Source organism: Serinicoccus marinus DSM 15273 (assembly GCF_008386315.1).
Classification (GTDB): domain Bacteria; phylum Actinomycetota; class Actinomycetes; order Actinomycetales; family Dermatophilaceae; genus Ornithinicoccus; species Ornithinicoccus marinus.
The window spans coordinates 2483497-2504828 of record NZ_CP043808.1; the positions used below are offsets into that span (position 1 = coordinate 2483497).

A 21332-nucleotide genomic window follows, 5' to 3' on the forward strand; every position below is an offset into this window, starting at 1 on the left:
GGAACCGTGCAGTGGACGCGAGCAAATGTTGTCTTGTGTTGCTGTGATGTTTGTTAAGTTGTCGGCTTATTAGTACCGGTCAGCTACGCACATTGCTGTGCTTCCACGTCCGGCCTATCAACCCAGTAGTCTAGCTGGGAGCCTCTCCACCCAAAGGGTGTTGGAAACCTCATCTTGAAGTGTGCTTCCCGCTTAGATGCTTTCAGCGGTTATCACGTCCGAACGTAGCCAATCAGCGGTGCTCCTGGCGGAACAACTGACACACCAGTGGTTCGTCCATCCCGGTCCTCTCGTACTAGGGACAGCTCTTCTCAAGTTTCCTGCGCGCGCAGCGGATAGGGACCGAACTGTCTCACGACGTTCTAAACCCAGCTCGCGTACCGCTTTAATGGGCGAACAGCCCAACCCTTGGGACCGACTCCAGCCCCAGGATGCGACGAGCCGACATCGAGGTGCCAAACCATGCCGTCGATATGAGCTCTTGGGCAGGATCAGCCTGTTATCCCCGGGGTACCTTTTATCCGTTGAGCGACGGCGCTTCCACGAGCCACCGTCGGGTCACTAGTCCCGACTTTCGTCTCTGCTCGACATGTCTGTCTCACAGTCAAGCTCCCTTGTGCACTTACACTCGACACCTGATTACCAACCAGGCTGAGGGAACCTTTGGGCGCCTCCGTTACTTTTTAGGAGGCAACCGCCCCAGTTAAACTACCCACCAGGCACTGTCCCTGATCCGGATCACGGACCGAGGTTAGGAATCCAGAACGACCAGAGTGGTATTTCAACGATGACTCCACAACCACTGGCGTGGCTGTCTCACAGTCTCCCACCTATCCTACACAAGCCGTACCGAACACCAATACCAAGCTATAGTAAAGGTCCCGGGGTCTTTCCGTCCTGCTGCGCGTAACGAGCATCTTTACTCGTAGTGCAATTTCGCCGAGTTCGCGGTTGAGACAGTGGAGAAGTCGTTACGCCATTCGTGCAGGTCGGAACTTACCCGACAAGGAATTTCGCTACCTTAGGATGGTTATAGTTACCACCGCCGTTTACTGGCGCTTAAGTTCAGAGCTTCACCCGAATGGGTTGACCCGTCCCCTTAACGTTCCAGCACCGGGCAGGCGTCAGTCCGTATACATCGTCTTGCGACTTCGCACGGACCTGTGTTTTTAGTAAACAGTCGCTTCTCCCTGGTCTCTGCGGCCCTCAACGCTAACCCGCAAAGGGTTTCACGCCTCGGGCCCCCCTTCTCCCGAAGTTACGGGGGCATTTTGCCGAATTCCTTAACCACGATTCACTCGATCGCCTCGGTATTCTCTACCTCACCACCTGAGTCGGTTTGGGGTACGGGCGGCTCGAACCTCGCTAGGAACTTTTCTTGACAGCATAGGATCACCCTACTTCCCGCATACGCGGTCACGATCAAGCCTCGGGCACTCATGGGGCGGATTTACCACTCCCCGGCCCTGCGCTCTTCGACGTGGACAACCATCGCCACGCGGAGGCTACCTTCCTGCGTCCTTCCATCGCTTACCTACTACCAGATTGGGTCGCGCGTTCCACCACCCGCCCCAACACCCGAAGGTGCCAGGTTATGGGTGGCTTCAGGCGCTCAGCATCCCCGGATTCAGTACTGGGCGGTTCTTCGCCGGTTCCGGAATATCAACCGGATGTCCATCGACTACGCCTGTCGGCCTCGCCTTAGGTCCCGACTTACCCAGGGCAGATTAGCTTGACCCTGGAACCCTTGGTGATTCGGCGGAAGAGTTTCTCACTCTTCTTTCGCTACTCATGCCTGCATTCTCACTCGTGCCGGATCCACACCTCGATCACTCGGATGCTTCACTCCCGGCACGACGCTCCCCTACCCACCAACACGCCTGAACACCACCCACAAAGGGGTGGCGCTGAGCAAAGTGTTGGTGCCACAGCTTCGGTGGTGTGCTTGAGCCCCGCTACATTGTCGGCGCGGAATCACTTGACCAGTGAGCTATTACGCACTCTTTCAAGGGTGGCTGCTTCTAAGCCAACCTCCTGGTTGTCTTCGCAACTCCACATCCTTTCCCACTTAGCACACGCTTAGGGACCTTAGCTGGTGATCTGGGCTGTTTCCCTCTCGACTACGAAGCTTATCCCCCGCAGTCTCACTGCCATGCTCTCACTTACCGGCATTCGGAGTTTGGCTGACGTCAGTAACCCGGTTAGGCCCATCAGCCATCCAGTAGCTCTACCTCCGGCAAGAAACACATGACGCTGCACCTAAATGCATTTCGGGGAGAACCAGCTATCACGGAGTTTGATTGGCCTTTCACCCCTACCCACAGCTCATCCCCTCAGTTTTCAACCTAAGTGGGTTCGGGCCTCCACGCGGTCTTACCCGCGCTTCACCCTGGCCATGGGTAGATCACTCCGCTTCGGGTCTAGACCCAGCGACTAAACGCCCTCTTCGGACTCGCTTTCGCTACGGCTCCCCCACACGGGTTAACCTCGCCACTGAGCACTAACTCGCAGGCTCATTCTTCAAAAGGCACGCCGTCACCCACACACAAGGTGCAGGCCCCGACGGATTGTAAGCGCACGGTTTCAGGAACTATTTCACTCCCCTCCCGGGGTACTTTTCACCTTTCCCTCACGGTACTTGTCCGCTATCGGTCACGAGGTAATATTTAGGCTTAGCAGGTGGTCCTGCCAGATTCGTACGGGATTTCTCGGGCCCCGTACTACTCGGGTGGTCATGCACGCAGTCGAGGGTGTTTCGGCTACCGGGGTCTCACCGTCTACGCCAGGCCTTTCCAGACCCTTCACCTACACCACACGATTTCTCACTACGCACCAGGATGGTAGTCCCGGTCAACACAACTCCCACAACCCCGCAGCTGCAACCCCTACCAGGTCTCACACAACTACGGTTTAGCCTCATCCGCTTTCGCTCGCCACTACTCACGGAATCACATGTTGTTTTCTCTTCCTGTGGGTACTGAGATGTTTCACTTCCCCACGTTCCCTCCACACACCCTATACATTCAGGTGCGGGTGACCAGCGATGAAGCTGGCCGGGTTTCCCCATTCGGACACCCTCGGATCACAGTCTGGTTATCGACTCCCCGAGGCTTATCGCAGATTCCTACGTCCTTCTTCGGTTCCTCGTGCCAAGGCATCCACCGTGCGCTCTTAAAAACTTAACAAAAAGCAACAAAGATACAGATGCTCGCGTCCACTGTACAGTTCTCAACCAACAACCAGCCACCCACACCGACACGATCACCACACACCCACACCCACCACACACAACGTGATGACCATGAACGGGTATGACCCACGGCACCAGGGCCCCAGCCACCGAAAAACCCAACCCCACCCCCCACCACCACACGGGTGATCGGGGGTCACGGGGTCCGATCCTTCAGGACCCAACAGCGTGCTTGCACCACACCCCGACACCACCGCCCCAACCTTTCCCCACCACCACACCCCACCCAGACCCCCACCACAGCAGGGATCCAGACAAACAGGGCGTGGTCGTACTCGACCAGACACAGCAGCACCAACAGTGCAGCGACAGTTCCTTGATGTTCCACCCACGAGCAACCCCGGGCACCACACTCGGGTGCACCACGAGGCCACCCACACCCACCACCACAAACGCGCCGGCGGGTGTGAACGATGCTCCTTAGAAAGGAGGTGATCCAGCCGCACCTTCCGGTACGGCTACCTTGTTACGACTTAGTCCCAATCACCAGTCCCACCTTCGACAGCTCCCTCCCCACAAAGGGGGTTAGGCCACCGGCTTCGGGTGTTACCGACTTTCGTGACTTGACGGGCGGTGTGTACAAGGCCCGGGAACGTATTCACCGCAGCGTTGCTGATCTGCGATTACTAGCGACTCCGACTTCATGGGGTCGAGTTGCAGACCCCAATCCGAACTGAGACCGGCTTTCTGGGATTCGCTCCCCCTCACGGGATCGCAGCCCTTTGTACCGGCCATTGTAGCATGCGTGAAGCCCAAGACGTAAGGGGCATGATGATTTGACGTCATCCCCACCTTCCTCCGAGTTGACCCCGGCAGTCTCCCATGAGTCCCCAACCACCCAAAGGTGTTGCTGGCAACATGGAACGAGGGTTGCGCTCGTTGCGGGACTTAACCCAACATCTCACGACACGAGCTGACGACAACCATGCACCACCTGTACACCAGCCACAAAGGGAAACCACATCTCTGCGATCGTCCGGTGTATGTCAAGCCTTGGTAAGGTTCTTCGCGTTGCATCGAATTAATCCGCATGCTCCGCCGCTTGTGCGGGCCCCCGTCAATTCCTTTGAGTTTTAGCCTTGCGGCCGTACTCCCCAGGCGGGGCGCTTAATGCGTTAGCTGCGGCACGGACCCCGTGGAATGGGACCCACACCTAGCGCCCAACGTTTACGGCGTGGACTACCAGGGTATCTAATCCTGTTCGCTCCCCACGCTTTCGCTTCTCAGCGTCAGTCATGGCCCAGAGACCTGCCTTCGCCATCGGTGTTCCTCCTGATATCTGCGCATTCCACCGCTACACCAGGAATTCCAGTCTCCCCTACCACACTCTAGCCTGCCCGTACCCACTGCAGACCCGGAGTTAAGCCCCGGGCTTTCACAGCAGACGCGACAAACCGCCTACAAGCTCTTTACGCCCAATAATTCCGGACAACGCTCGCACCCTACGTATTACCGCGGCTGCTGGCACGTAGTTAGCCGGTGCTTCTTCTGCCCCTACCGTCACCCCAAAGGGCTTCGTCAAGGCTGAAAGAGGTTTACAACCCGAAGGCCGTCATCCCTCACGCGGCGTCGCTGCATCAGGCTTGCGCCCATTGTGCAATATTCCCCACTGCTGCCTCCCGTAGGAGTCTGGGCCGTGTCTCAGTCCCAGTGTGGCCGGTCACCCTCTCAGGCCGGCTACCCGTCGTCGCCTTGGTAGGCCATTACCCCACCAACAAGCTGATAGGCCGCGAGTCCATCCACCACCAAAAAATCTTTCCACACCAACCCATGCAGGCTGATGTCACATCCAGTATTAGACACCGTTTCCAGTGCTTATCCCGAAGTGGAGGGCAGGTTACTCACGTGTTACTCACCCGTTCGCCACTCATCCACCCCAACAAAAGCTGGGGCTTCAGCGTTCGACTTGCATGTGTTAAGCACGCCGCCAGCGTTCGTCCTGAGCCAGGATCAAACTCTCCGAAAAAACCAAAAACCCATAAACATGAGCATCCGGAAAGCCAGACAAACCCGGCAAAAAAACCACAACACCAACCACGGGGGTGACCAGTGCCATGGCCAAACAAACATGGCATCAAAAAACAAACACGCTGTTGAGTTCTCAAGAATCGGACACACACCGGGGGTAAGACTCTGATCGAGCCTTCCCGCTGCGGGGCAGCCTCTCCAGCCTACCGGACCCTGTGCACCGTCTCCAAATCAGGTGATCTGGAGTGGGTGGTCGGGGTGCCGACTGTGGCTGTGCGTCCGCCGCTTTCGCGTCGGCCGCGAAGCACTACTCTACACGGGCACAGGACCGGCGTGCAAACCGCCGCTCTGGCGGTCAGCGGACCTGGATCCCTAGCTGCCCCACGGCTCCCCCGTCGTGCATCCGGCGCAGGGCGTCAGCCGTCTGGCTCAGGGGATAGCTGCGGTCCATCACCGGCCGCAGCCCGGTGCCGGAGACGAAGCGGCAGAGCCGGGCCAGGTCCTCCCGGGTCCCCATCGTGGATCCCACGACGCGGAGCTGCTTGAAGAAGATCTTCGTCAGCTCCGCCTTCTCGGGAGCATCCCCGGAGGTGGCACCGCAGATGACCACGGTGCCGCCGGGTCGCAGCGCGTTGATCGAGTGGGACCAGGTCGCCGCGCCGACGCTCTCCAGGACGGCGTCGACCCGCGCCGGGAGTCGCTCACCAGGCTCGAAGGTGCGCTCTGCGCCGAGGTCCTGGGCTCGTCGCCGCTTCTCCTCGCTGCGCCCCGTCACCCAGACCGTGAGGCCGGCCGCCGCACCGAGCTGGATCAGAGCGGTCGACACCCCACCACCGGCGCCCTGCACGAGGACGGTGTCACCGGGGGCGACGCCGGCCCGGGAGAACAGCATGCGGTAGGCCGTGAGCCAGGAGGTCGACAGCGCGGCGGCCTCCACGGCGCTGAGGTGCTCCGGTCGCGGGACCCATGCCCCTTCCGGCACGCAGACGTACTCCGCCAGGGTCCCCTGGTGCACCTCGGAGAGCAGACTGCGCCGGGGGTCCAGGGTCGGGTCCCCCTCCCACCCGGGGGTGCCCACGGTGACGGGGTAGATCACCACTTCCCCGAGCTCGGGATGCTCCGCGACCGCGTCACAGCCCAGGATCATCGGGAGCCGCTCGGGGGACAGCCCCACGCCGCGCAGCGACCACAGGTCGTGATGGTTGAGTCCGGCGGCGACGACCGGCAGGACCCGCCATCCCCTCGGCGCCTCAGGGTCCGGCCGCTCCCCGACCACGAGCCCGCGCAGCGGCTCGTCCGGATGGATCTCCTGGGCGTAGGCGGCCTGCATGGCTCGACCCTAGTCCGTCCCCGACCGCGGGTCTCGTCGGCCCGCGGTCACCGGGGCACGCGTGGCCCGGCTCTCCGACGCCCGCGCCGCCTGCGCCTCGGCGGCCTCGGGATAGACGATCTCCTCGAGGCACAGACCGTGCGCCGGCATGACGCGGACACCAGGGTCGCGGGTCCGGGCACGGAGCACCTCCGCCGGCCAGGACCCGGTCCGGCGCCCCTCCCCCACGGGCAGGACACCGCCGACCAGCGCCCGCACCATGCTGTGGCAGAAGGCGTCCGCCACGACCGTGCCGACCAGCACGCCGTCCTCACCCCGGGTCCAACGGTAGTCGAGCAGGGTCCGGATGGTGGTCGCCCCGTCCCGGGGCCGGCAGAACGCCGCGAAGTCGTGCAGCCCCATCAGCGACCGTGCTGCGGCGTCCATCGCCTCCACATCGAGAGCCTGTCGCACCACGACCGTGTCCCGGCGCCGCAACGGGTCGGCGACCTCGGGACGGTCCAGCAGGCGGTAGCTGTAGCGACGTCGCAGCGCGGAGAAGCGCGCGTCGAAGCCGTCGTCCACCTCACGCGCGCGGCGGACCACGACGTCCCGGGGCAGCACGCCTCCCAACCGGGCGACGAGTGCCTGACCGGGTGGCCGGTCGGACCGGCCCGGCACCCTGGACCAGACGGCAGCGTCGACGTCGAGGTGGCACACCGATCCCCGGCGTGCACGCCGGCGTCGGTGCGCCCACCGACGGTCAGCCTCGGCGGGTCGCTGCGCAGGACGGTCGCCAGCGCCGACGCGAGCGTGTCCTCGACCGTCCGTAGCCCGGGCTGACGCGCCCACCCGGAGAAGTCCGTGCCGTCGTAGGCGAGGTCGATCCTGATGCGCACCCGTCCATCCTGCCCTGCACGACCAGGAGGCGACGACGAGGGCCGCCCACCCCCGGTGGGGGATGGGCGGCCCTCAGGTGCGTCCGGGACGCGACGGCTCACTTCGCGGAGTCGTCGCCCTTCGCCGGCTGCTGCGCATCGTCGGCCCCGCCGGAGACCATCGCGGCCTCGGTCGTGTCGTCGGCGGCCTCGTTGTCGGCGACCTCGGTGAGCTCGCCGTCGGCGGCCGGCTCGGCACCGCGCTCGGCGGCGTCGTCGGCGGCCTCGACCTCCGCCTGGGCCTGGTCGACCTGCGCGGCGTCGCTCGTGGTGGGCTCCTCCGCCTCGAGCTCGGCGTCGCTGATGGCCGCGGCCTCGCGGTCCTTGGCCGAGCGCTTGGTGGCACCCTCGGCCTGGGTGACGACCGCCTTCTTGGCGACCGGCTCCCGCACCAGTTCGATGACGGCCATCGGGGCGTTGTCGCCCTTGCGCGGCGCGATCTTGGTGATCCGGGTGTAGCCACCCTGCCGCTCGGCCACGTCGGGCGCGATCTCGGTGAAGAGCCGGTGGACGACGCCCTTGTCCCGGACGATGGCCAGGACCTTGCGGCGGTTGTGCAGGTCGCCGCGCTTGGCGAAGGTCACCAGTCGCTCCGCGAGCGGACGGAGCCGCTTGGCCTTGGCCTCGGTGGTGGTGATGCGGTCGTGCTCGAACAGAGCAGTCGCCAGGTTGGACAGCATCAGGCGCTCGTGCGCCGGACCGCCGCCGAGGCGCGGACCCTTCTTGGGGGCAGGCATGAGTTCTCCTTAAGCCTTCTCGTATCTCAGTACTGCTCGTCCTCGGCGAAGGCGGCGTCGCCCTCGTCCTCGTAGCCGCCGTCCTCGTAGGACGCGGCACCCTCGAACCCGGGCGGGCTGTCCTTGAGCGCCAGGCCCATCTCGGCGAGCTTGTCCTTGACCTCGTCGATCGACTTGGCGCCGAAGTTGCGGATGTCGAGCAGATCCGCCTCGCTGCGCCCGACGAGCTCACCCACGCTGTGGATGCCCTCGCGCTTGAGGCAGTTGTAGGAGCGCACCGTCAGGTCCAGCTCCTCGATGGGCAGCGCCAGGTCGGAGGCCAGGGCACCGTCCCCCACGGAGGGACCGATCTCGATCCCCTCGGCCTCGGCGTTGAGCTCACGGGCCAGGCCGAACAGCTCGACCAGGGTGCGCCCGGCCGAGGCGACGGCGTCGCGCGGGGCGATGGAGCTCTTGGTCTCCACGTCGATCACCAGGCGGTCGAAGTCGGTGCGCTGCTCGACACGGGTGGCCTCGACCTTGTAGGTCACCGCGAGCACCGGCGAGTAGATGGAGTCGACCGGGATCCGGCCGATCTCCTGCTCCCCGGACTTGTTCAGCTGCGCCGACACGTAGCCGCGGCCGCGCTCGACGGTCATCTCCATCTCGATGGTGCCCGACTCGCCGAGGGTCGCCAGGTGCAGCTCGGGGTTGTGGACCTCCACGCCCGCCGGCGGCGCGATGTCCGCGGCGGTCACCGGGCCTGCGCCCTGCTTGCGCAGGTACATCACGACCGGCTCGTCGTGCTCGCTGGAGACGACGAGGGACTTGAGGTTGAGGATGACCTCGGTCACGTCCTCCTTGACACCGGGGATGGTGGAGAACTCATGGAGCACGCCGTCGATCCGGATGCTGGTGAGCGAGGCCCCCGGGATGCTGGACAGCAGGGTCCGGCGCAGGGAGTTGCCGAGGGTGTAGCCGAAGCCCGGCTCCAGCGGCTCGAGGGCGAACCGCGACCGGGTGTCGGAGACGACCTCCTCGGTGAGGGTGGGGCGCTGTGCGATGAGCACTGTTCAGTTCCTTTCCACGGGCGACCGCTATATGACGCCGCGTGCGGGAGCCCGGCATACCTCTGTCCGTATGCCGGGGCCCGGGAATCCGGCGAGCGGAGCGAGGCCTGGATTCCCGGAACGACCAGGAGCGCGAGCGAAGCGAGCTCCTGGTCGTGGGGGTAGGTGGGGGCAAAGCCCCCACCCGATCAGTTCTTCGAGTAGAGCTCGACGATCAGCTGCTCGGTGAGGATCGTGTCGATCTGCTCCCGGGTGGGCAGCTGGTGGATGAGGATCTTCAGCGAGCCGGGCACGACCTTCATCCAGGCGGGGACCGGACGGTCGCCGTAGGTCTGGCGGGCCAGCTCGAACGGGAAGGTCTCGACCGACTGCGGCCGGATCTCGATGATGTCGTACTGCTCGACCCGGTAGCTCGGCACGTCGACCCGCTGGCCATTGACCAGGAAGTGACCGTGGGTCACGAGCTGGCGGGCGGCACGACGGGTGCGGGCCAGGCCGGCCCGGTAGACGACGTTGTCGAGGCGCGACTCGAGGATGATGAGCAGGTTGGCGCCGGTCTTGCCCGGGCGGCGGGCCGCCTCGGCGTAGTAGCGACGGAACTGCTTCTCCATGACGCCGTAGGTGAAGCGGGCCTTCTGCTTCTCCTGCAGCTGGGTCAGGTACTCCTTCTCCTGGCTGCGGCGCCGACCATGCTGCCCCGGGGGGAAGGGACGCAGGTCGAAGTTCTTGTCGCCGCCGACGAGGTCGACCTTGAGCCGGCGGGACTTCTTGGTGATGGGGCCGGTGTAACGGGCCATGATGCTTACCTAGTTCCTTCCGGGGCGGTCAGTTGCGACGCTTCTTGGGCGGGCGGACGCCGTTGTGCGCCTGGGGCGTCACGTCGGAGATCGCGCCGACCTCCAGGCCGGCGGCGGTCAGCGAGCGGATCGCGGTCTCGCGACCCGAGCCCGGACCCTTGACGAAGACGTCGACCTTCTTCATGCCGTGGTCCATCGCGCGGCGCGCGGCGGCCTCGGCGGCCATCTGGGCGGCGTAGGGGGTCGACTTGCGCGACCCCTTGAAGCCGACCTGGCCCGAGGAGGACCAGGCGATGACGGCACCGGTCGGGTCGGTGATCGAGATGATGGTGTTGCTGAACGTGCTCTTGATGTGAGCCTGCCCGAAGGCGACGTTCTTCTTCTCCTTGCGGCGCACCTTGCGCGCACTGGTGGCCTGACGGCTCTTGGGGGCATGTGTTTCTCCTAGCGGAAGAGCAGGTCTGCGGGGGCGGGGCCTCCCGGCAGAGGGATTACTTGGTCGCCTTCTTCTTGCCGGCGACGGTGCGCTTCGGGCCCTTGCGGGTCCGGGCGTTGGTCTTCGTGCGCTGACCGTGCACCGGGAGACCGCGGCGGTGCCGCAGGCCCTGGTAGCTGCCGATCTCGACCTTGCGGCGAATGTCGGCGGCCACCTCACGGCGCAGGTCGCCCTCGAGGCGGAAGCTCGCCTCGAGGTGGTCACGCAGGGCGACCAGCTGCTCTTCCGTCAGGTCCTTGACGCGGGTGGACGGGTCCACGCCCGTGGCCTCCAGCGTCGAGGCGGCGCGGGTGCGTCCCACGCCGAAGATGTAGGTGAGAGCGACCTCGACGCGCTTGTCGCGCGGCAGGTCGACACCGATGAGTCGTGCCATGTGGCAGTGCTCCTTGGCTGTCGTGCGAGAGTCTGGTGCAGCACCGGTCCGCATCGTCTGATGGGCTCGGTCGCCCGCGGTCCCCGGCTCTCGCGGCCGGGGGTGACGTCCCGCCGGTCGGCGGGGGTCGGGTGCTGCGTCATCCTGGGGATATTCAATTGTGGTCGTGCTGACGCATCGAAGCTGCGACGCGCGCGGATCGCTCTCTGCTCAGCCCTGGCGCTGCTTGTGGCGCAGGTTGTCGCAGATCACCATGACCCGGCCGTGACGGCGGATCACCTTGCACTTGTCGCAGATCTTCTTCACGCTCGGCTGAACCTTCATGGCTTCCTGCCTTCGGGTGGAGGGATCTGATCAGGGGTGCTGAGGACGAGGACCCGGAGGGGTCCGCACCACTCAGCGGTAACGGAAGACGATGCGACCGCGGGTCAGGTCGTACGGGCTGAGCTCCACCACGACCCGGTCCTCGGGGAGGATCCGGATGTAGTGCTGCCGCATCTTCCCGGAGATGTGAGCAAGCACCACGTGTCCGTTGGTGAGCTCGACCCGGAAGTTCGCATTCGGGAGGGCTTCGACAACCGTGCCCTCGATCTCAATGACGCCGTCCTTCTTCGCCATGTCCTCCACATTCCCTGAATTGCACTGGACTCGGCCCACGCAGGGCCGACGCACCATCGTACGGGACGGGCAACCCTCGAGGCGAATCAGTCGGCGAGCGGGGCGCAGCGGGCCCCCACGCGCTCCAGGCCGGCCGCTCCCCCGTCGGCCGCGGTGAGCACCCACAGGCCGTCGTCGGTGACCGCGACCGTGTGCTCCCAGTGCGCCGCCCGGCTGCCGTCGCCGGTCACGACGGTCCAGTCGTCCTCGAGCGTGCGGGTCTCGATGGTGCCCAGCGTGACCATGGGCTCGATCGCCAGGGTGGCCCCGGACGGGACCGTCGGCCCGGTGGCGCTGACACCGTAGTTCGGGACGTGCGGGTCCATGTGCATCTCCCGACCGATGCCGTGGCCGGTGTAGTCCTCGAGGATGCCGTAGACCTCCACCCCGGGCACGCCCTCCCGCCGGCGCCGGTCGAGCGAGGCGTCGACGCTGGCCTCCACCGCGTCGCCCACGGCGAAGAGCCGGTCCCCCGGCCGCAACGCCGCCATACCCGCCCACAGCGAGGTCTCGGTGTCGTCCATGAGGGCCAGGTCCGCGGGCGTCCCCCGGTCCCTGCCGCCCACGACCAGGCTGACGGCGGCATCACCGTGCCAGCCCTCGACGATGGCTCCGCAGTCGATCGAGACCAGGTCACCCTCGGCGAGCACCCGCTCCCCGGGGATGCCGTGCACGACCTCGTCGTTGACCGAGATGCACAGGCTCCCGGTGAACCCGTGGTAGCCGAGGAAGCTGGGCACCGCCCCCGCGCTGCGGATGGCGTCCTCGGCCAGGGCGTCCAGCTCGCCCGTCGAGACCCCGGCCACAGCCCGCCGGGAGGCGAGCGCCAGGGTGTCGGCGACGACCCGCCCGGCCCGGCGCATCGCCCGCAGCTGCTCGGGCGTCTTGGCCTCGATCCGGGACCGGCGACGGAACAGCGACATCAGCGCGGGGCGGAGGCGGCGTCGCCGCCGTCCGGCCCGGTGAGGTCCGCGAGTGCCGCCTCGATCCGGGCGGTCACCTCGGCGACCTCGCCCATGCCGTCCACCCGGCGCAGCAGCCCGCGCTCCTTGTAGCGCGAGGCCAGCGGAGCGGTCTCCTCGGCATACATCCGCATCCGCTCGCGGACGACCTCCTCGGTGTCGTCCTCGCGGCCCTGCTCCTGGGCGCGGGTCAGCAGCCGCTGGACCACCTCGTCGGTGTCGACGGTGAGCTCGACCACCGCGTCGAGGCCGTGACCGGCCTCCGCGAGCATCTCGTCCAGCGCCTCCACCTGGCCCGTCGTCCGGGGATAGCCGTCGAGCAGGAAACCCCGGGCCGCGTCGTCCTGGCCGAGCCGGTCGCGCACGATGGCGTTGGTGACCTCGTCGGGGACGTAGCCGCCGGAGGCGGTGATCTGCTTCACCTGCATCCCCAGCTCGGTCTCGTCCTTGATGTTGGCCCGGAAGATGTCGCCGGTGGAGATGGCGGGGATCCCGTGGGCGGCGGAGACGTGGACGGCCTGGGTGCCCTTGCCGGCACCGGGCGGTCCGAGCATGATCAGTCGCATCAGCGGAGGAACCCTTCGTAGTCGTGCTGCTGGAGCTGGGACTCGATCTGCTTGACGGTCTGCAGACCGACACCCACGATGATGAGGATCGAGGCGCCGCCCAGCGGGAAGTTGGCCACCCCCATCACGTTGAAAGCGATGAGCGGGATCAGCGCGAGCCCGGCGAGGTAGAGGGCACCGGGGGTGGTGATCCGGTTGATGACGTACTCGAGGTACTCCGCCGTCGGACGACCGGCCCGGATGCCCGGGATGAAGCCGCCGTAGCGCTTCATGTTGTCGGCGACCTCGGTCGGGTTGAAGGTCACCGAGGTGTAGAAGAAGCAGAAGAAGATGATCATCGCGGCATACAGCACCATGTAGACCCAGTGCGTCCCCGACCCCGTGGCCCCCATCGACAGGTAGCGGTCGACGAAGGTGACCCAGCCCGGTGCCGTCGCGCCTGCCTCCGTGGGCCGGTTGAAGTTCGCGATGAGCGAGGGCAGCATGAGGATCGAGCTGGCGAAGATGATCGGGATCACGTTGGCCATGTTGAGCTTGAGCGGGATGTAGGTCGAGGTCCCGCCGTACTGCCGGCGCCCCACCATCCGCTTGGCGTACTGCACCGGGATCCGCCGCTGGCACTGCTCGACGTAGACGACCAGGGTCATGATGACCAGGCCCAGCAGCATCACCAGCACGAAGGTCGTCACCGAGCTCTGGTAGATCGCGCCGAGGGCGGCCGGGAAGCCGGCGGCGATGGACACGAAGATGAGCAACGACATGCCGTTGCCGACGCCCTTCTCGGTGATGAGCTCCCCCAGCCACATGATGAGGCCGGTGCCGGCCGTCATGGTGAGCACCATCAGGGAGAGGGTCCAGATGCCGTCGTCGGGCATGACGGACGTGCACGCGGCGCCGAACAGCCGGGTGGGTTCGCGGGCGATCGTCACCAGCGTCGACGCCTGCAGCACCGCGAGCCCGATGGTGAGGTAGCGGGTGTACTGCGTCATCTTGGTCTGCCCGGCCTGCCCCTCCTTCTTCAGCTGCTCGAAGCGCGGGATGACCACCGTCAGCAGCTGCACGATGATCGCGGCCGTGATGTACGGCATGATCCCCAGAGCGAAGACGGACAGCTGGACCATCGCGCCGCCGGAGAAGAGGTTGACCATCCCCAGCACGTTGCCGGACAGCTCGGCGGTGTTGAGGCACTGCTGGACCAGGCCGTAGTCGACGCCGGGTGTGGGGATGTGCGTCCCGAGGCGGTACAGCGCCATGATCGCGAGCGTGAAGAGGATCTTCTTGCGAAGATCCGGTGTCTTGAACGCGCGCACGAAGGCGGAGAGCATTCAGGTCCTCCTGAGGGGCCGGTCGACTCGCGCGGCGCGTCGGGCGAGGGTCAGGCCCGGTGACGAGCCATGGATCTCGTTGACGATAACACCGGCGAAGGTGGTGCAGAAAAGCCGTGGGTATGCACGTGAGGCCCTGCAGTCGCCGGAGCGACGCAGGACCTCACGTGGACGAGCGGTGCGGCAGGGGGGTCGGTCAGGCCTCGGTGGTGCTGCCGCCGGCCGCCTCGATCTTCTCCTTGGCGGAGGCCGAGAACTTGGTGGCGGTGACATCGAGCTTGACGGACACCTCGCCGGTGCCGAGGACCTTGACCGGCTGGCCCTTGCGGACCGCGCCCTTGGCCACCAGGTCGGCCGGGCCGATGGAGCCGCCCTCGGGGAAGAGGGAGGCCAGGGTGTCGAGGTTGACGACCTGGTAGGTCACCTTGAACGGGTTGGTGAACCCGCGCAGCTTCGGGAGCCGCATGTGCATCGGGGTCTGTCCACCCTCGAAGGTCTCGGGCACCTGGTAGCGGGCCTTGGTGCCCTTGGTGCCGCGGCCTGCGGTCTTGCCCTTGGACGCCTCACCGCGACCCACACGGGTCTTGGCGGTCTTGGCTCCCGGGGCCGGGCGCAGGTGGTGGACCTTGAGCGCGGCCGCCTCGCGGCGGGCAGTGCTGTCGGCCATATCAGTCAACCTCCTCCACGGTCACCAGGTGGGCGACCGTGCGGACCATGCCCCGGAACTCCGGGCGGTCCTCCTTGACGACGGTGTCACCGATCCGCTTCAGGCCCAGGCTCCGGACGGTCTCCCGGTGCATGTGCTTGGTGCCGACGGTGGACTTGATCTGGGTCACCTTGAGCTTGGCCATCAGGCACCTGCCTTCGCCTCGGCCGCCGCGTCGGCGCGAGCCTTGAGCATCGCGTGCGGGGCGACGTCCTCGAGGGACTTGCCCCGGCGGGCCGCGACGGACTCCGGCTGCTCCAGCCCCTGCAGGGCCGCGACGGTGGCGTGGATGATGTTGATGGAGTTGCTGGACCCGAGCGACTTGCTGAGCACGTCGTGGATGCCGGCGCACTCGAGCACGGCGCGCACCGGACCACCGGCGATGACACCGGTACCCGGGCTGGCCGGCTTCAGCATGACGACGCCTGCGGCGTCCTCACCCTGGATGGGGTGCGGGATGGTGCCGGCGATCCGGGGCACGCGGAAGAAGTTCTTCTTCGCCTCCTCCACGCCCTTGGAGATCGCGGCCGGCACCTCCTTGGCCTTGCCGTAGCCGACGCCCACGGTGCCGTCGCCGTCACCCACCACGACGAGCGCGGTGAAGCTGAAGCGGCGGCCACCCTTGACGACCTTGGCCACGCGGTTGATGGTGACGACGCGCTCCAGGTACTGGTTGCGGTCGTCGTCCCGGCCGCCACGGCCACGGCCGTCACGGTTGTCTCGGTTGTTGTCACGGCCGCCCCGACGGTTGTCGCGGGCGTCACCGGAGGCGGAGCTGCCACCAGAGCCGCGGCGCTGGAAGTCACCAGCCATAGGAAGGTTCCTCTTTCCTGGTCTGTGTCTGTCGGGGTCTGTCAGAGGGCCAGGCCGCCCTCGCGGGCGCCCTCCGCGATCGCGGCCCACCCGGCCGGCGTAACGGTTGCCACCACGGTCGAAGACCGCGGTCTCGACGCCGGCGGCCTTGGCACGCTCGGCGAGCAGCTCGCCGACGCGCCGGGCCTTGGCGGTCTTGTCGCCGTCGGCGGAGCGCAGGTCCGCCTCCATGGTCGAGGCCGAGGCCACGGTCGCGCTGCGGGTGTCGTCGACCAGCTGGACGAAGACGTGCCGGGAGGACCGGTTGACCACGATGCGCGGACGCTCCGTGGTGCCGGTGACCTTCTTGCGCAGCCGCACGTGACGGCGGCCCCGCGCGGCGCTCTTGCTCTTGGCGCGCTTGACGATCTGTGCCATGGCTTACTTACCAGCCTTTCCGACCTTGCGGCGGATGCGCTCACCCTCGTAGCGCACGCCCTTGCCCTTGTAGGGGTCGGGGCGGCGCAGCTTGCGGATGTTCGCGGCGACCTCGCCGACCTGCTGCTTGTCGATGCCCGTGACCGAGAACCGGGTGGGGTTCTCGACCTGGAAGGTGATGCCCTCCGGGGCCTTGATGAGGATGGGGTGGCTGTAGCCGAGCGCGAACTCCAGGTCGCTGCCCTTGGCCACCACGCGGTACCCCGTGCCGTGGATCTCCAGCTTCTTGGTGTAGCCGTTGGTCACGCCCTCGACCATGTTGGCGATGAGGCTGCGCGTGAGGCCGTGCCGGGACCGCGAGTCACGCTCGTCGTCCGGTCGGGTCACCTCGATGCTGCCGTCCTCGCCGGCGGCCACCGCGATCGGCTCGACGACGTCGAGCGCGAGCTGACCCTTGGGGCCCTTGACGGTGACGGTCGAGCCGTCGATGGCCACGTCGACACCGGAGGGGACGGTGACGGGCAGTCGTCCGATTCGAGACATTCTTCTGTGCTCCTTACCTTCTGCTCCGGGTCACCAGACGTAGGCGAGCACTTCGCCGCCGACGCCCTTCTCGGCCGCCTGGCGGTCGGTGAGCAGGCCCGAGGACGTGGAGATGATGGCCACGCCCAGGCCGCCCAGCACCCGGGGCAGGTTGGTGGACTTCGCGTAGACGCGCAGGCCCGGCTTGGACACACGGCGCACACCCGCGATGGAGCGCTCCCGGTTGGGGCCGTACTTGAGGTCGATGATCAGCGTGCTGCCCACCTCGGCCTCCGCAGAGGACCAGGAGGCGATGTAGCCCTCGGCCTTGAGGATCTCGGCAATGGTGGACTTCAGCTTGGAGTACGGCATGGAGACCTGGTCCTTGTGCGCCGAGTTGGCGTTCCGGATCCGGGTCAGCATGTCCGCGATCGGGTCGGTCATGGTCATGGGCTTCGTGCCCTTTCTCATCGCGGTTTCCCCCGGGGCTCCCGGGCGACCTTCGATGTTCCAGGTGGTGGTTTCTCAGATGCAGGTGGTGCGGTATGCCGTGGGCTCGGGCGGGTGTGCCGCCGTCACCAGCTCGACTTGGTCACGCCGGGCAGCTCGCCCCGGTGCGCCATCTCGCGCAGGCAGATCCGGCACAGGCCGAACTTGCGGTAGACCGAGTGCGGACGGCCGCACCGCTGGCAGCGGGTGTAGGCGCGCACCGCGAACTTCGGCTTGCGGTTGGCCTTGTTGATCAGCGCGGTCTTGGCCATCAGTTCTCCTTGAACGGGAAGCCCAGGTGCTTCAGCAGCGCCCGGCCCTCGTCGTCGGTCTTGGCGGTGGTCACGACCGTGATGTCCATGCCTCGGACGCGGTCGATCTTGTCCTGGTCGATCTCGTGGAACATGGACTGCTCGTTGAGGCCGAAGGTGTAGTTGCCGTTGCCGTCGAACTGGCGCGGGGACAGACCGCGGAAGTCGCGGATGCGCGGCAGGGCCAGCGCGAGCAGACGGTCGAGGAACTCCCACATGCGGTCGCCGCGCAGCGTCACGTGCGCACCGATCGGCATACCCTCGCGCAGCTTGAACTGCGCGATCGACTTGCGGGCCTTCGTGACCGACGGCTTCTGACCGGTGATGGTGGCCAGGTCGCGGATGGCGCCCTCGATGAGCTTGCTGTCGCGAGCGGCCTCGCCGACACCCATGTTGACCGTGATCTTGACCAGCCCGGGCACCTGCATGGGGTTGGCGTAGCCGAACTGCTCGGTCATCGCGGGGACGATGTCCTCGCGGTAGCGGCCCTTCATGCGCGGCGCGGGGGCGGCGCTCGGAGCGTCCTGCTCTGTCGCGTTGTCGGTGATCGTGTCAGTCATGCTCACAGGTCCTTACCCGAGCGCACCGCCACGCGGGTGCGCACCGTCTTGTCGCGGCCATCGCGGTCCACCGTCTCGACGCGCGTCCGGATCCGGGTCGGCGTCTTGGTCTCCGGGTCGACCACCATCACGTTGGACACGTGGATGGGGGCCTCCTGGACCTGGATGCCACCGGTGTTGACGCCCCGCTGCCCACCGGCACGGGTGTGCTTGGTGATGCGGTTGACGCCCTCGACCAGCACGCGGTCGGTGTCGGTGTGCACGGCGATGACGCGGCCCTGCAGGCCCTTGTCCTTGCCGGCGATGACCTGCACCAGGTCGTTCTTCTTGATCTTCATCTTCGCCATGTCCTCAGATCACCTCCGGCGCGAGCGAGACGATCCGCATGAATCGCTTGTCGCGCAACTCACGGCCCACCGGGCCGAAGATGCGGGTACCGCGGGGGTCACCGTCGTTCTTGAGGATGACCGCGGCGTTCTCGTCGAAACGGATGTAGCTGCCGTCGGGGCGCCGACGCTCCTTGCGGGTGCGCACGATGACCGCCTTGACGACGTCGCCCTTCTTGACGTTGCCGCCGGGGATGGCGTCCTTCACCGTGGCCACGATGGTGTCCCCGATGCCCGCGTAGCGGCGGCCGGAGCCACCGAGCACACGGATGCACAGGAGCTCCTTGGCACCGGTGTTGTCGGCGACGCGCAGTCGCGACTCCTGCTGGATCACTGTTCGTTCTCCTACTGCCGGCTGGTTCTCACGCGGTATGCCGTGAGCCTGGCCAGACGTCGTGGTGTGGGGGTGCACGGGGGGCGCGAGCCCCCCGGGGGTGTTCTTACTTGGCCTTCTCCAGGATCTCCACCAGGCGCCAGCGCTTGGTGGCCGACAGGGGGCGGGTCTCCATGATGAGGACGCGGTCGCCGATCCCGGCGGTGTTGTCCGCGTCATGGGCCTTGACCTTGTTGGTCGTCCGCAGGACCTTGCCGTAGAGACCGTGCTTCACGCGGTCCTCGACCACGACGATCGTCTTGTCCATCTTGTCGCTGACGACGTAGCCCTGCCGCACCTTGCGGTAGTTGCGGTCACCGCCGTGCCCAAGCGAGCTCTCGCTCGGCTCGTGCGCCTCGACCGCGGTCGCCGCGGTCTCCTCGGCCTGGGTCTGGGTGCTCTCGCTCATGCTCAGCCCACCTTCTCGTTCTCGTCGGACTCACGGCCGATGCCGAGCTCGCGCTCGCGCATCTCGGTGTAGATGCGCGCGATGTCCTTGCGGACGGCGCGCAGCCGGCCGTGGCTCTCCAGCTGCCCGGTGGCGGACTGGAATCGCAGGTTGAACAGCTCCTTCTTGGCCTCGGCCAGAGCGTCGGCCAGCGGGCCGTCCTCCAGGCCGCGCAGCTGCTCGGGGGTCAGGTTCGCAGAACCGACAGCCATCAGATGTCACCACCCTCACGGGAGACGAAGCGGGTCTTCATGGGCAGCTTGTGCATCGCCAGACGGAGCGCCTCGCGGGCGACGTCCTCGGACACACCGGACAGCTCGAACATGACGCGGCCGGGCTTGACGTTGGCCACCCACCACTCGGGCGAGCCCTTGCCCGAACCCATGCGGGTCTCGGCGGGCTTCTTGGTCAGCGGACGGTCCGGGTAGATGTTGATCCACACCTTGCCGCCTCGCTTGATGTAGCGGGTCATGGCGATACGAGCGGACTCGATCTGCCGGTTGGTGACGTAGGCCGGCGCGAGCGCCTGGATGCCGTAGTCACCGAACGCGAGCTGGGTGCCACCCTTGGCCATGCCGGAGCGGCCGGGGCGGTGCTGCTTGCGGTGCTTGACGCGACGGGGGATCAACATCAGGACTGCCCTCCCTCGGTGGTGGCGGGGGCGGCCTGCGCCGACTCGGCCGGCGCGCTCGCAGGAGCCGCGGCACCGGTCTCGGCGCTGCTCGCCTCGTCCCGGCGCGGGGCGCGGCCGCGACGCTCGCCGCCGGCTCCGCCACGGCCGCCTCGGCCACCGCGGCGGTCACCGCGACCGCTGGGGGCCTGGGCCTCCTCGCGCGCGAGCTCCTTGGCGGTCAGGTCGCCCTTGTAGATCCAGACCTTGACGCCGATGCGCCCGAAGGTCGTCTTGGCCTCGTAGAGGCCGTAGTCGATGTTCGCCCGGAGCGTGTGCAGCGGCACCCGGCCCTCGCGGTAGAACTCCGACCGGGACATCTCGGCGCCGCCGAGACGGCCGGAGCACTGGATCCGGATGCCCTTGGCACCGGCCCGCAGCGCCGACTGCATACCCTTGCGCATCGCGCGACGGAAGGTCACGCGAGCGGCGAGCTGCTCGGCGATGCCCTGGGCGACCAGCTGCGCGTCCACCTCCGGGTTCTTCACCTCGAGGATGTTGAGCTGCACCTGCTTCCCGGTGAGCTTCTCCAGCGCACCGCGCAGGCGGTCGGCCTCGGCGCCGCGGCGACCGATGACGATGCCGGGGCGGGCGGTGTGGATGTCCACGCGGACGCGGTCCCGGGTGCGCTCGATCTCGACCTTGGAGATGCCGGCCCGGTCCATGCCGGTCGACAGCAGCGCACGGATCGCGACGTCTTCCTTCACGTAGTCGCGGTAGCGCTGACCCTCCTTGGTGGAGTCGGCGAACCAGCGGCTGCGGTGGTCGGTCGTGATGCCCAGGCGGTAGCCGTTCGGGTTGATCTTCTGCCCCATCAGCGGGCACCTCCCTTGGTCTGATCGGCGACAACCACGGTGATGTGGCTGGTGCGCTTGTTGATCCGGCTCGCGCGACCCTGGGCCGCGGGCGGAAGCGCTTCATGGTCGGGCCCTCGTCGACGTAGGCGGAGGCCACGACGAGGCTGGCCTCGTCGATGCCCGAGCCGGCGTTGTCCGCGGCGTGACGGGCGTTGGCGACCGCGCTGTTCAGGACCTTGAGCACCGGCTCGCTGGCTCCTCGGAGCGAACGCATCAGGGCCTGGGCTCCGGGACGCACTCATGCCCCCGGATCAGGTCGACGACACGGCGCGCCTTCATCGGCGTCACGCGGACGAACCGCGCCTGCGCCTTGGCTTCCATGACGAATCCTTCTTCCGTGCTGTTCGTGGTGG

At 66.6% G+C, this 21332-nt stretch carries 24 protein-coding genes, 2 rRNA genes and 3 pseudogenes; all 29 read right to left on the reverse strand.

Annotation, left to right across the window (positions count from 1 at the left end; translation table 11 throughout):
- Positions 1–49 precede the first annotated feature (49 nt).
- Positions 50–3185: ribosomal RNA gene (locus FU792_RS11810) — 23S ribosomal RNA — on the reverse strand.
- Positions 3186–3674: 489 nt separating this feature from the next.
- A 16S ribosomal RNA gene (locus FU792_RS11815) occupies positions 3675–5216 on the reverse strand.
- Together the 16S and 23S rRNA genes form the textbook arrangement of a ribosomal RNA operon.
- Positions 5217–5573: 357 nt before the next feature.
- On the reverse strand, positions 5574–6548 hold the full coding sequence (locus FU792_RS11820) for a zinc-binding dehydrogenase (protein ID WP_022925321.1): 975 nt from the start codon (positions 6546–6548) through the stop codon (positions 5574–5576).
- 9 nt (positions 6549–6557) lie between these two features.
- A pseudogene (gene truA / locus FU792_RS11825) lies at positions 6558–7426 on the reverse strand (tRNA pseudouridine(38-40) synthase TruA).
- Positions 7427–7524: 98 nt separating this feature from the next.
- Positions 7525–8202 (reverse strand): 50S ribosomal protein L17, encoded by a 678-nt coding sequence (gene rplQ, locus FU792_RS11830; protein ID WP_022925319.1) that lies wholly within the window; start codon positions 8200–8202, stop codon positions 7525–7527.
- 26 nt (positions 8203–8228) lie between these two features.
- Positions 8229–9251 (reverse strand): DNA-directed RNA polymerase subunit alpha, encoded by a 1023-nt coding sequence (locus FU792_RS11835; protein WP_022925318.1) that lies wholly within the window; start codon positions 9249–9251, stop codon positions 8229–8231.
- A gap of 188 nt (positions 9252–9439) precedes the next feature.
- The gene (gene rpsD, locus FU792_RS11840; protein ID WP_022925317.1) at positions 9440–10048 is read right to left on the reverse strand and encodes a 30S ribosomal protein S4; all 609 of its coding nucleotides are present in this window, start codon (positions 10046–10048) and stop codon (positions 9440–9442) included.
- Between the two features lie 28 nt (positions 10049–10076).
- Positions 10077–10445: a 30S ribosomal protein S11 gene (gene rpsK, locus FU792_RS11845; RefSeq protein WP_149814786.1), complete on the reverse strand. Its 369-nt coding sequence runs from the start codon at positions 10443–10445 to the stop codon at positions 10077–10079.
- Positions 10446–10539: 94 nt separating this feature from the next.
- Positions 10540–10917 (reverse strand): 30S ribosomal protein S13, encoded by a 378-nt coding sequence (gene rpsM, locus FU792_RS11850; protein WP_022925315.1) that lies wholly within the window; start codon positions 10915–10917, stop codon positions 10540–10542.
- A gap of 210 nt (positions 10918–11127) precedes the next feature.
- Entirely contained in the window at positions 11128–11241 is a 114-nt protein-coding gene (rpmJ, locus tag FU792_RS11855; RefSeq protein WP_022925314.1) for a 50S ribosomal protein L36, read from the reverse strand.
- A gap of 72 nt (positions 11242–11313) precedes the next feature.
- A complete protein-coding gene (gene infA, locus FU792_RS11860) occupies positions 11314–11535 on the reverse strand; it encodes a translation initiation factor IF-1 (protein ID WP_022925313.1) in 222 nt (73 codons plus the stop codon).
- 86 nt (positions 11536–11621) lie between these two features.
- Positions 11622–12497 carry a type I methionyl aminopeptidase gene (gene map, locus FU792_RS11865; protein ID WP_022925312.1) on the reverse strand — a complete coding sequence of 292 codons (876 nt, stop codon included), beginning with the start codon at positions 12495–12497 and terminating at the stop codon, positions 11622–11624.
- Positions 12497–13102 (reverse strand): adenylate kinase, encoded by a 606-nt coding sequence (locus FU792_RS11870; protein ID WP_022925311.1) that lies wholly within the window; start codon positions 13100–13102, stop codon positions 12497–12499. The genes map and FU792_RS11870 overlap by 1 nt, the downstream gene beginning before the upstream one ends.
- Positions 13102–14427, reverse strand: a complete 1326-nt coding sequence (secY, locus tag FU792_RS11875) for a preprotein translocase subunit SecY (protein WP_022925310.1) — start codon at positions 14425–14427, stop codon at positions 13102–13104. The genes FU792_RS11870 and secY overlap by 1 nt, the downstream gene beginning before the upstream one ends.
- Positions 14428–14623: 196 nt before the next feature.
- Complete coding sequence (gene rplO / locus FU792_RS11880; protein ID WP_022925309.1) at positions 14624–15094, reverse strand: 50S ribosomal protein L15; 471 nt, start codon at positions 15092–15094, stop codon at positions 14624–14626.
- A 1-nt stretch (position 15095) separates the two neighbouring features.
- Positions 15096–15278: a 50S ribosomal protein L30 gene (gene rpmD, locus FU792_RS11885; protein WP_010148653.1), complete on the reverse strand. Its 183-nt coding sequence runs from the start codon at positions 15276–15278 to the stop codon at positions 15096–15098.
- Complete coding sequence (rpsE, locus tag FU792_RS17995) at positions 15278–15946, reverse strand: 30S ribosomal protein S5 (protein WP_022925308.1); 669 nt, start codon at positions 15944–15946, stop codon at positions 15278–15280. The genes rpmD and rpsE overlap by 1 nt, the downstream gene beginning before the upstream one ends.
- A 99-nt stretch (positions 15947–16045) precedes the next feature.
- Positions 16046–16363 (reverse strand): annotated as a pseudogene (gene rplR, locus FU792_RS18000) (50S ribosomal protein L18); the annotation flags it as partial.
- Between the two features lie 3 nt (positions 16364–16366).
- Complete coding sequence (gene rplF / locus FU792_RS11895) at positions 16367–16906, reverse strand: 50S ribosomal protein L6 (RefSeq protein ID WP_022925306.1); 540 nt, start codon at positions 16904–16906, stop codon at positions 16367–16369.
- Positions 16907–16936: 30 nt separating this feature from the next.
- The gene (gene rpsH, locus FU792_RS11900) at positions 16937–17335 is read right to left on the reverse strand and encodes a 30S ribosomal protein S8 (RefSeq protein WP_022925305.1); all 399 of its coding nucleotides are present in this window, start codon (positions 17333–17335) and stop codon (positions 16937–16939) included.
- A gap of 125 nt (positions 17336–17460) precedes the next feature.
- Positions 17461–17646: a type Z 30S ribosomal protein S14 gene (locus FU792_RS11905; protein ID WP_022925304.1), complete on the reverse strand. Its 186-nt coding sequence runs from the start codon at positions 17644–17646 to the stop codon at positions 17461–17463.
- Positions 17646–18245, reverse strand: a complete 600-nt coding sequence (rplE, locus tag FU792_RS11910) for a 50S ribosomal protein L5 (RefSeq protein WP_052327845.1) — start codon at positions 18243–18245, stop codon at positions 17646–17648. Before rplE ends, FU792_RS11905 begins: the two co-directional genes overlap by 1 nt.
- A 2-nt stretch (positions 18246–18247) precedes the next feature.
- Positions 18248–18592, reverse strand: coding sequence for a 50S ribosomal protein L24 (gene rplX, locus FU792_RS11915; protein ID WP_022925302.1), 345 nt, complete (start codon positions 18590–18592; stop codon positions 18248–18250).
- Between the two features lie 4 nt (positions 18593–18596).
- Positions 18597–18965: a 50S ribosomal protein L14 gene (rplN, locus tag FU792_RS11920; protein ID WP_010148661.1), complete on the reverse strand. Its 369-nt coding sequence runs from the start codon at positions 18963–18965 to the stop codon at positions 18597–18599.
- A gap of 106 nt (positions 18966–19071) precedes the next feature.
- Complete coding sequence (gene rpsQ, locus FU792_RS18545) at positions 19072–19413, reverse strand: 30S ribosomal protein S17 (protein ID WP_149814788.1); 342 nt, start codon at positions 19411–19413, stop codon at positions 19072–19074.
- Positions 19414–19415: 2 nt separating this feature from the next.
- Positions 19416–19664, reverse strand: a complete 249-nt coding sequence (rpmC, locus tag FU792_RS11930; protein ID WP_022925300.1) for a 50S ribosomal protein L29 — start codon at positions 19662–19664, stop codon at positions 19416–19418.
- Positions 19664–20083 carry a 50S ribosomal protein L16 gene (rplP, locus tag FU792_RS11935; protein WP_022925299.1) on the reverse strand — a complete coding sequence of 140 codons (420 nt, stop codon included), beginning with the start codon at positions 20081–20083 and terminating at the stop codon, positions 19664–19666. The genes rpmC and rplP overlap by 1 nt, the downstream gene beginning before the upstream one ends.
- Positions 20083–20937 (reverse strand): 30S ribosomal protein S3, encoded by an 855-nt coding sequence (rpsC, locus tag FU792_RS11940; protein WP_022925298.1) that lies wholly within the window; start codon positions 20935–20937, stop codon positions 20083–20085. Before rpsC ends, rplP begins: the two co-directional genes overlap by 1 nt.
- Positions 20937–21300 (reverse strand): annotated as a pseudogene (gene rplV, locus FU792_RS11945) (50S ribosomal protein L22). The gene rpsC and the pseudogene rplV overlap by 1 nt, the downstream one beginning before the upstream one ends.
- Between the last annotated feature and the right edge of the window lie 32 nt (positions 21301–21332).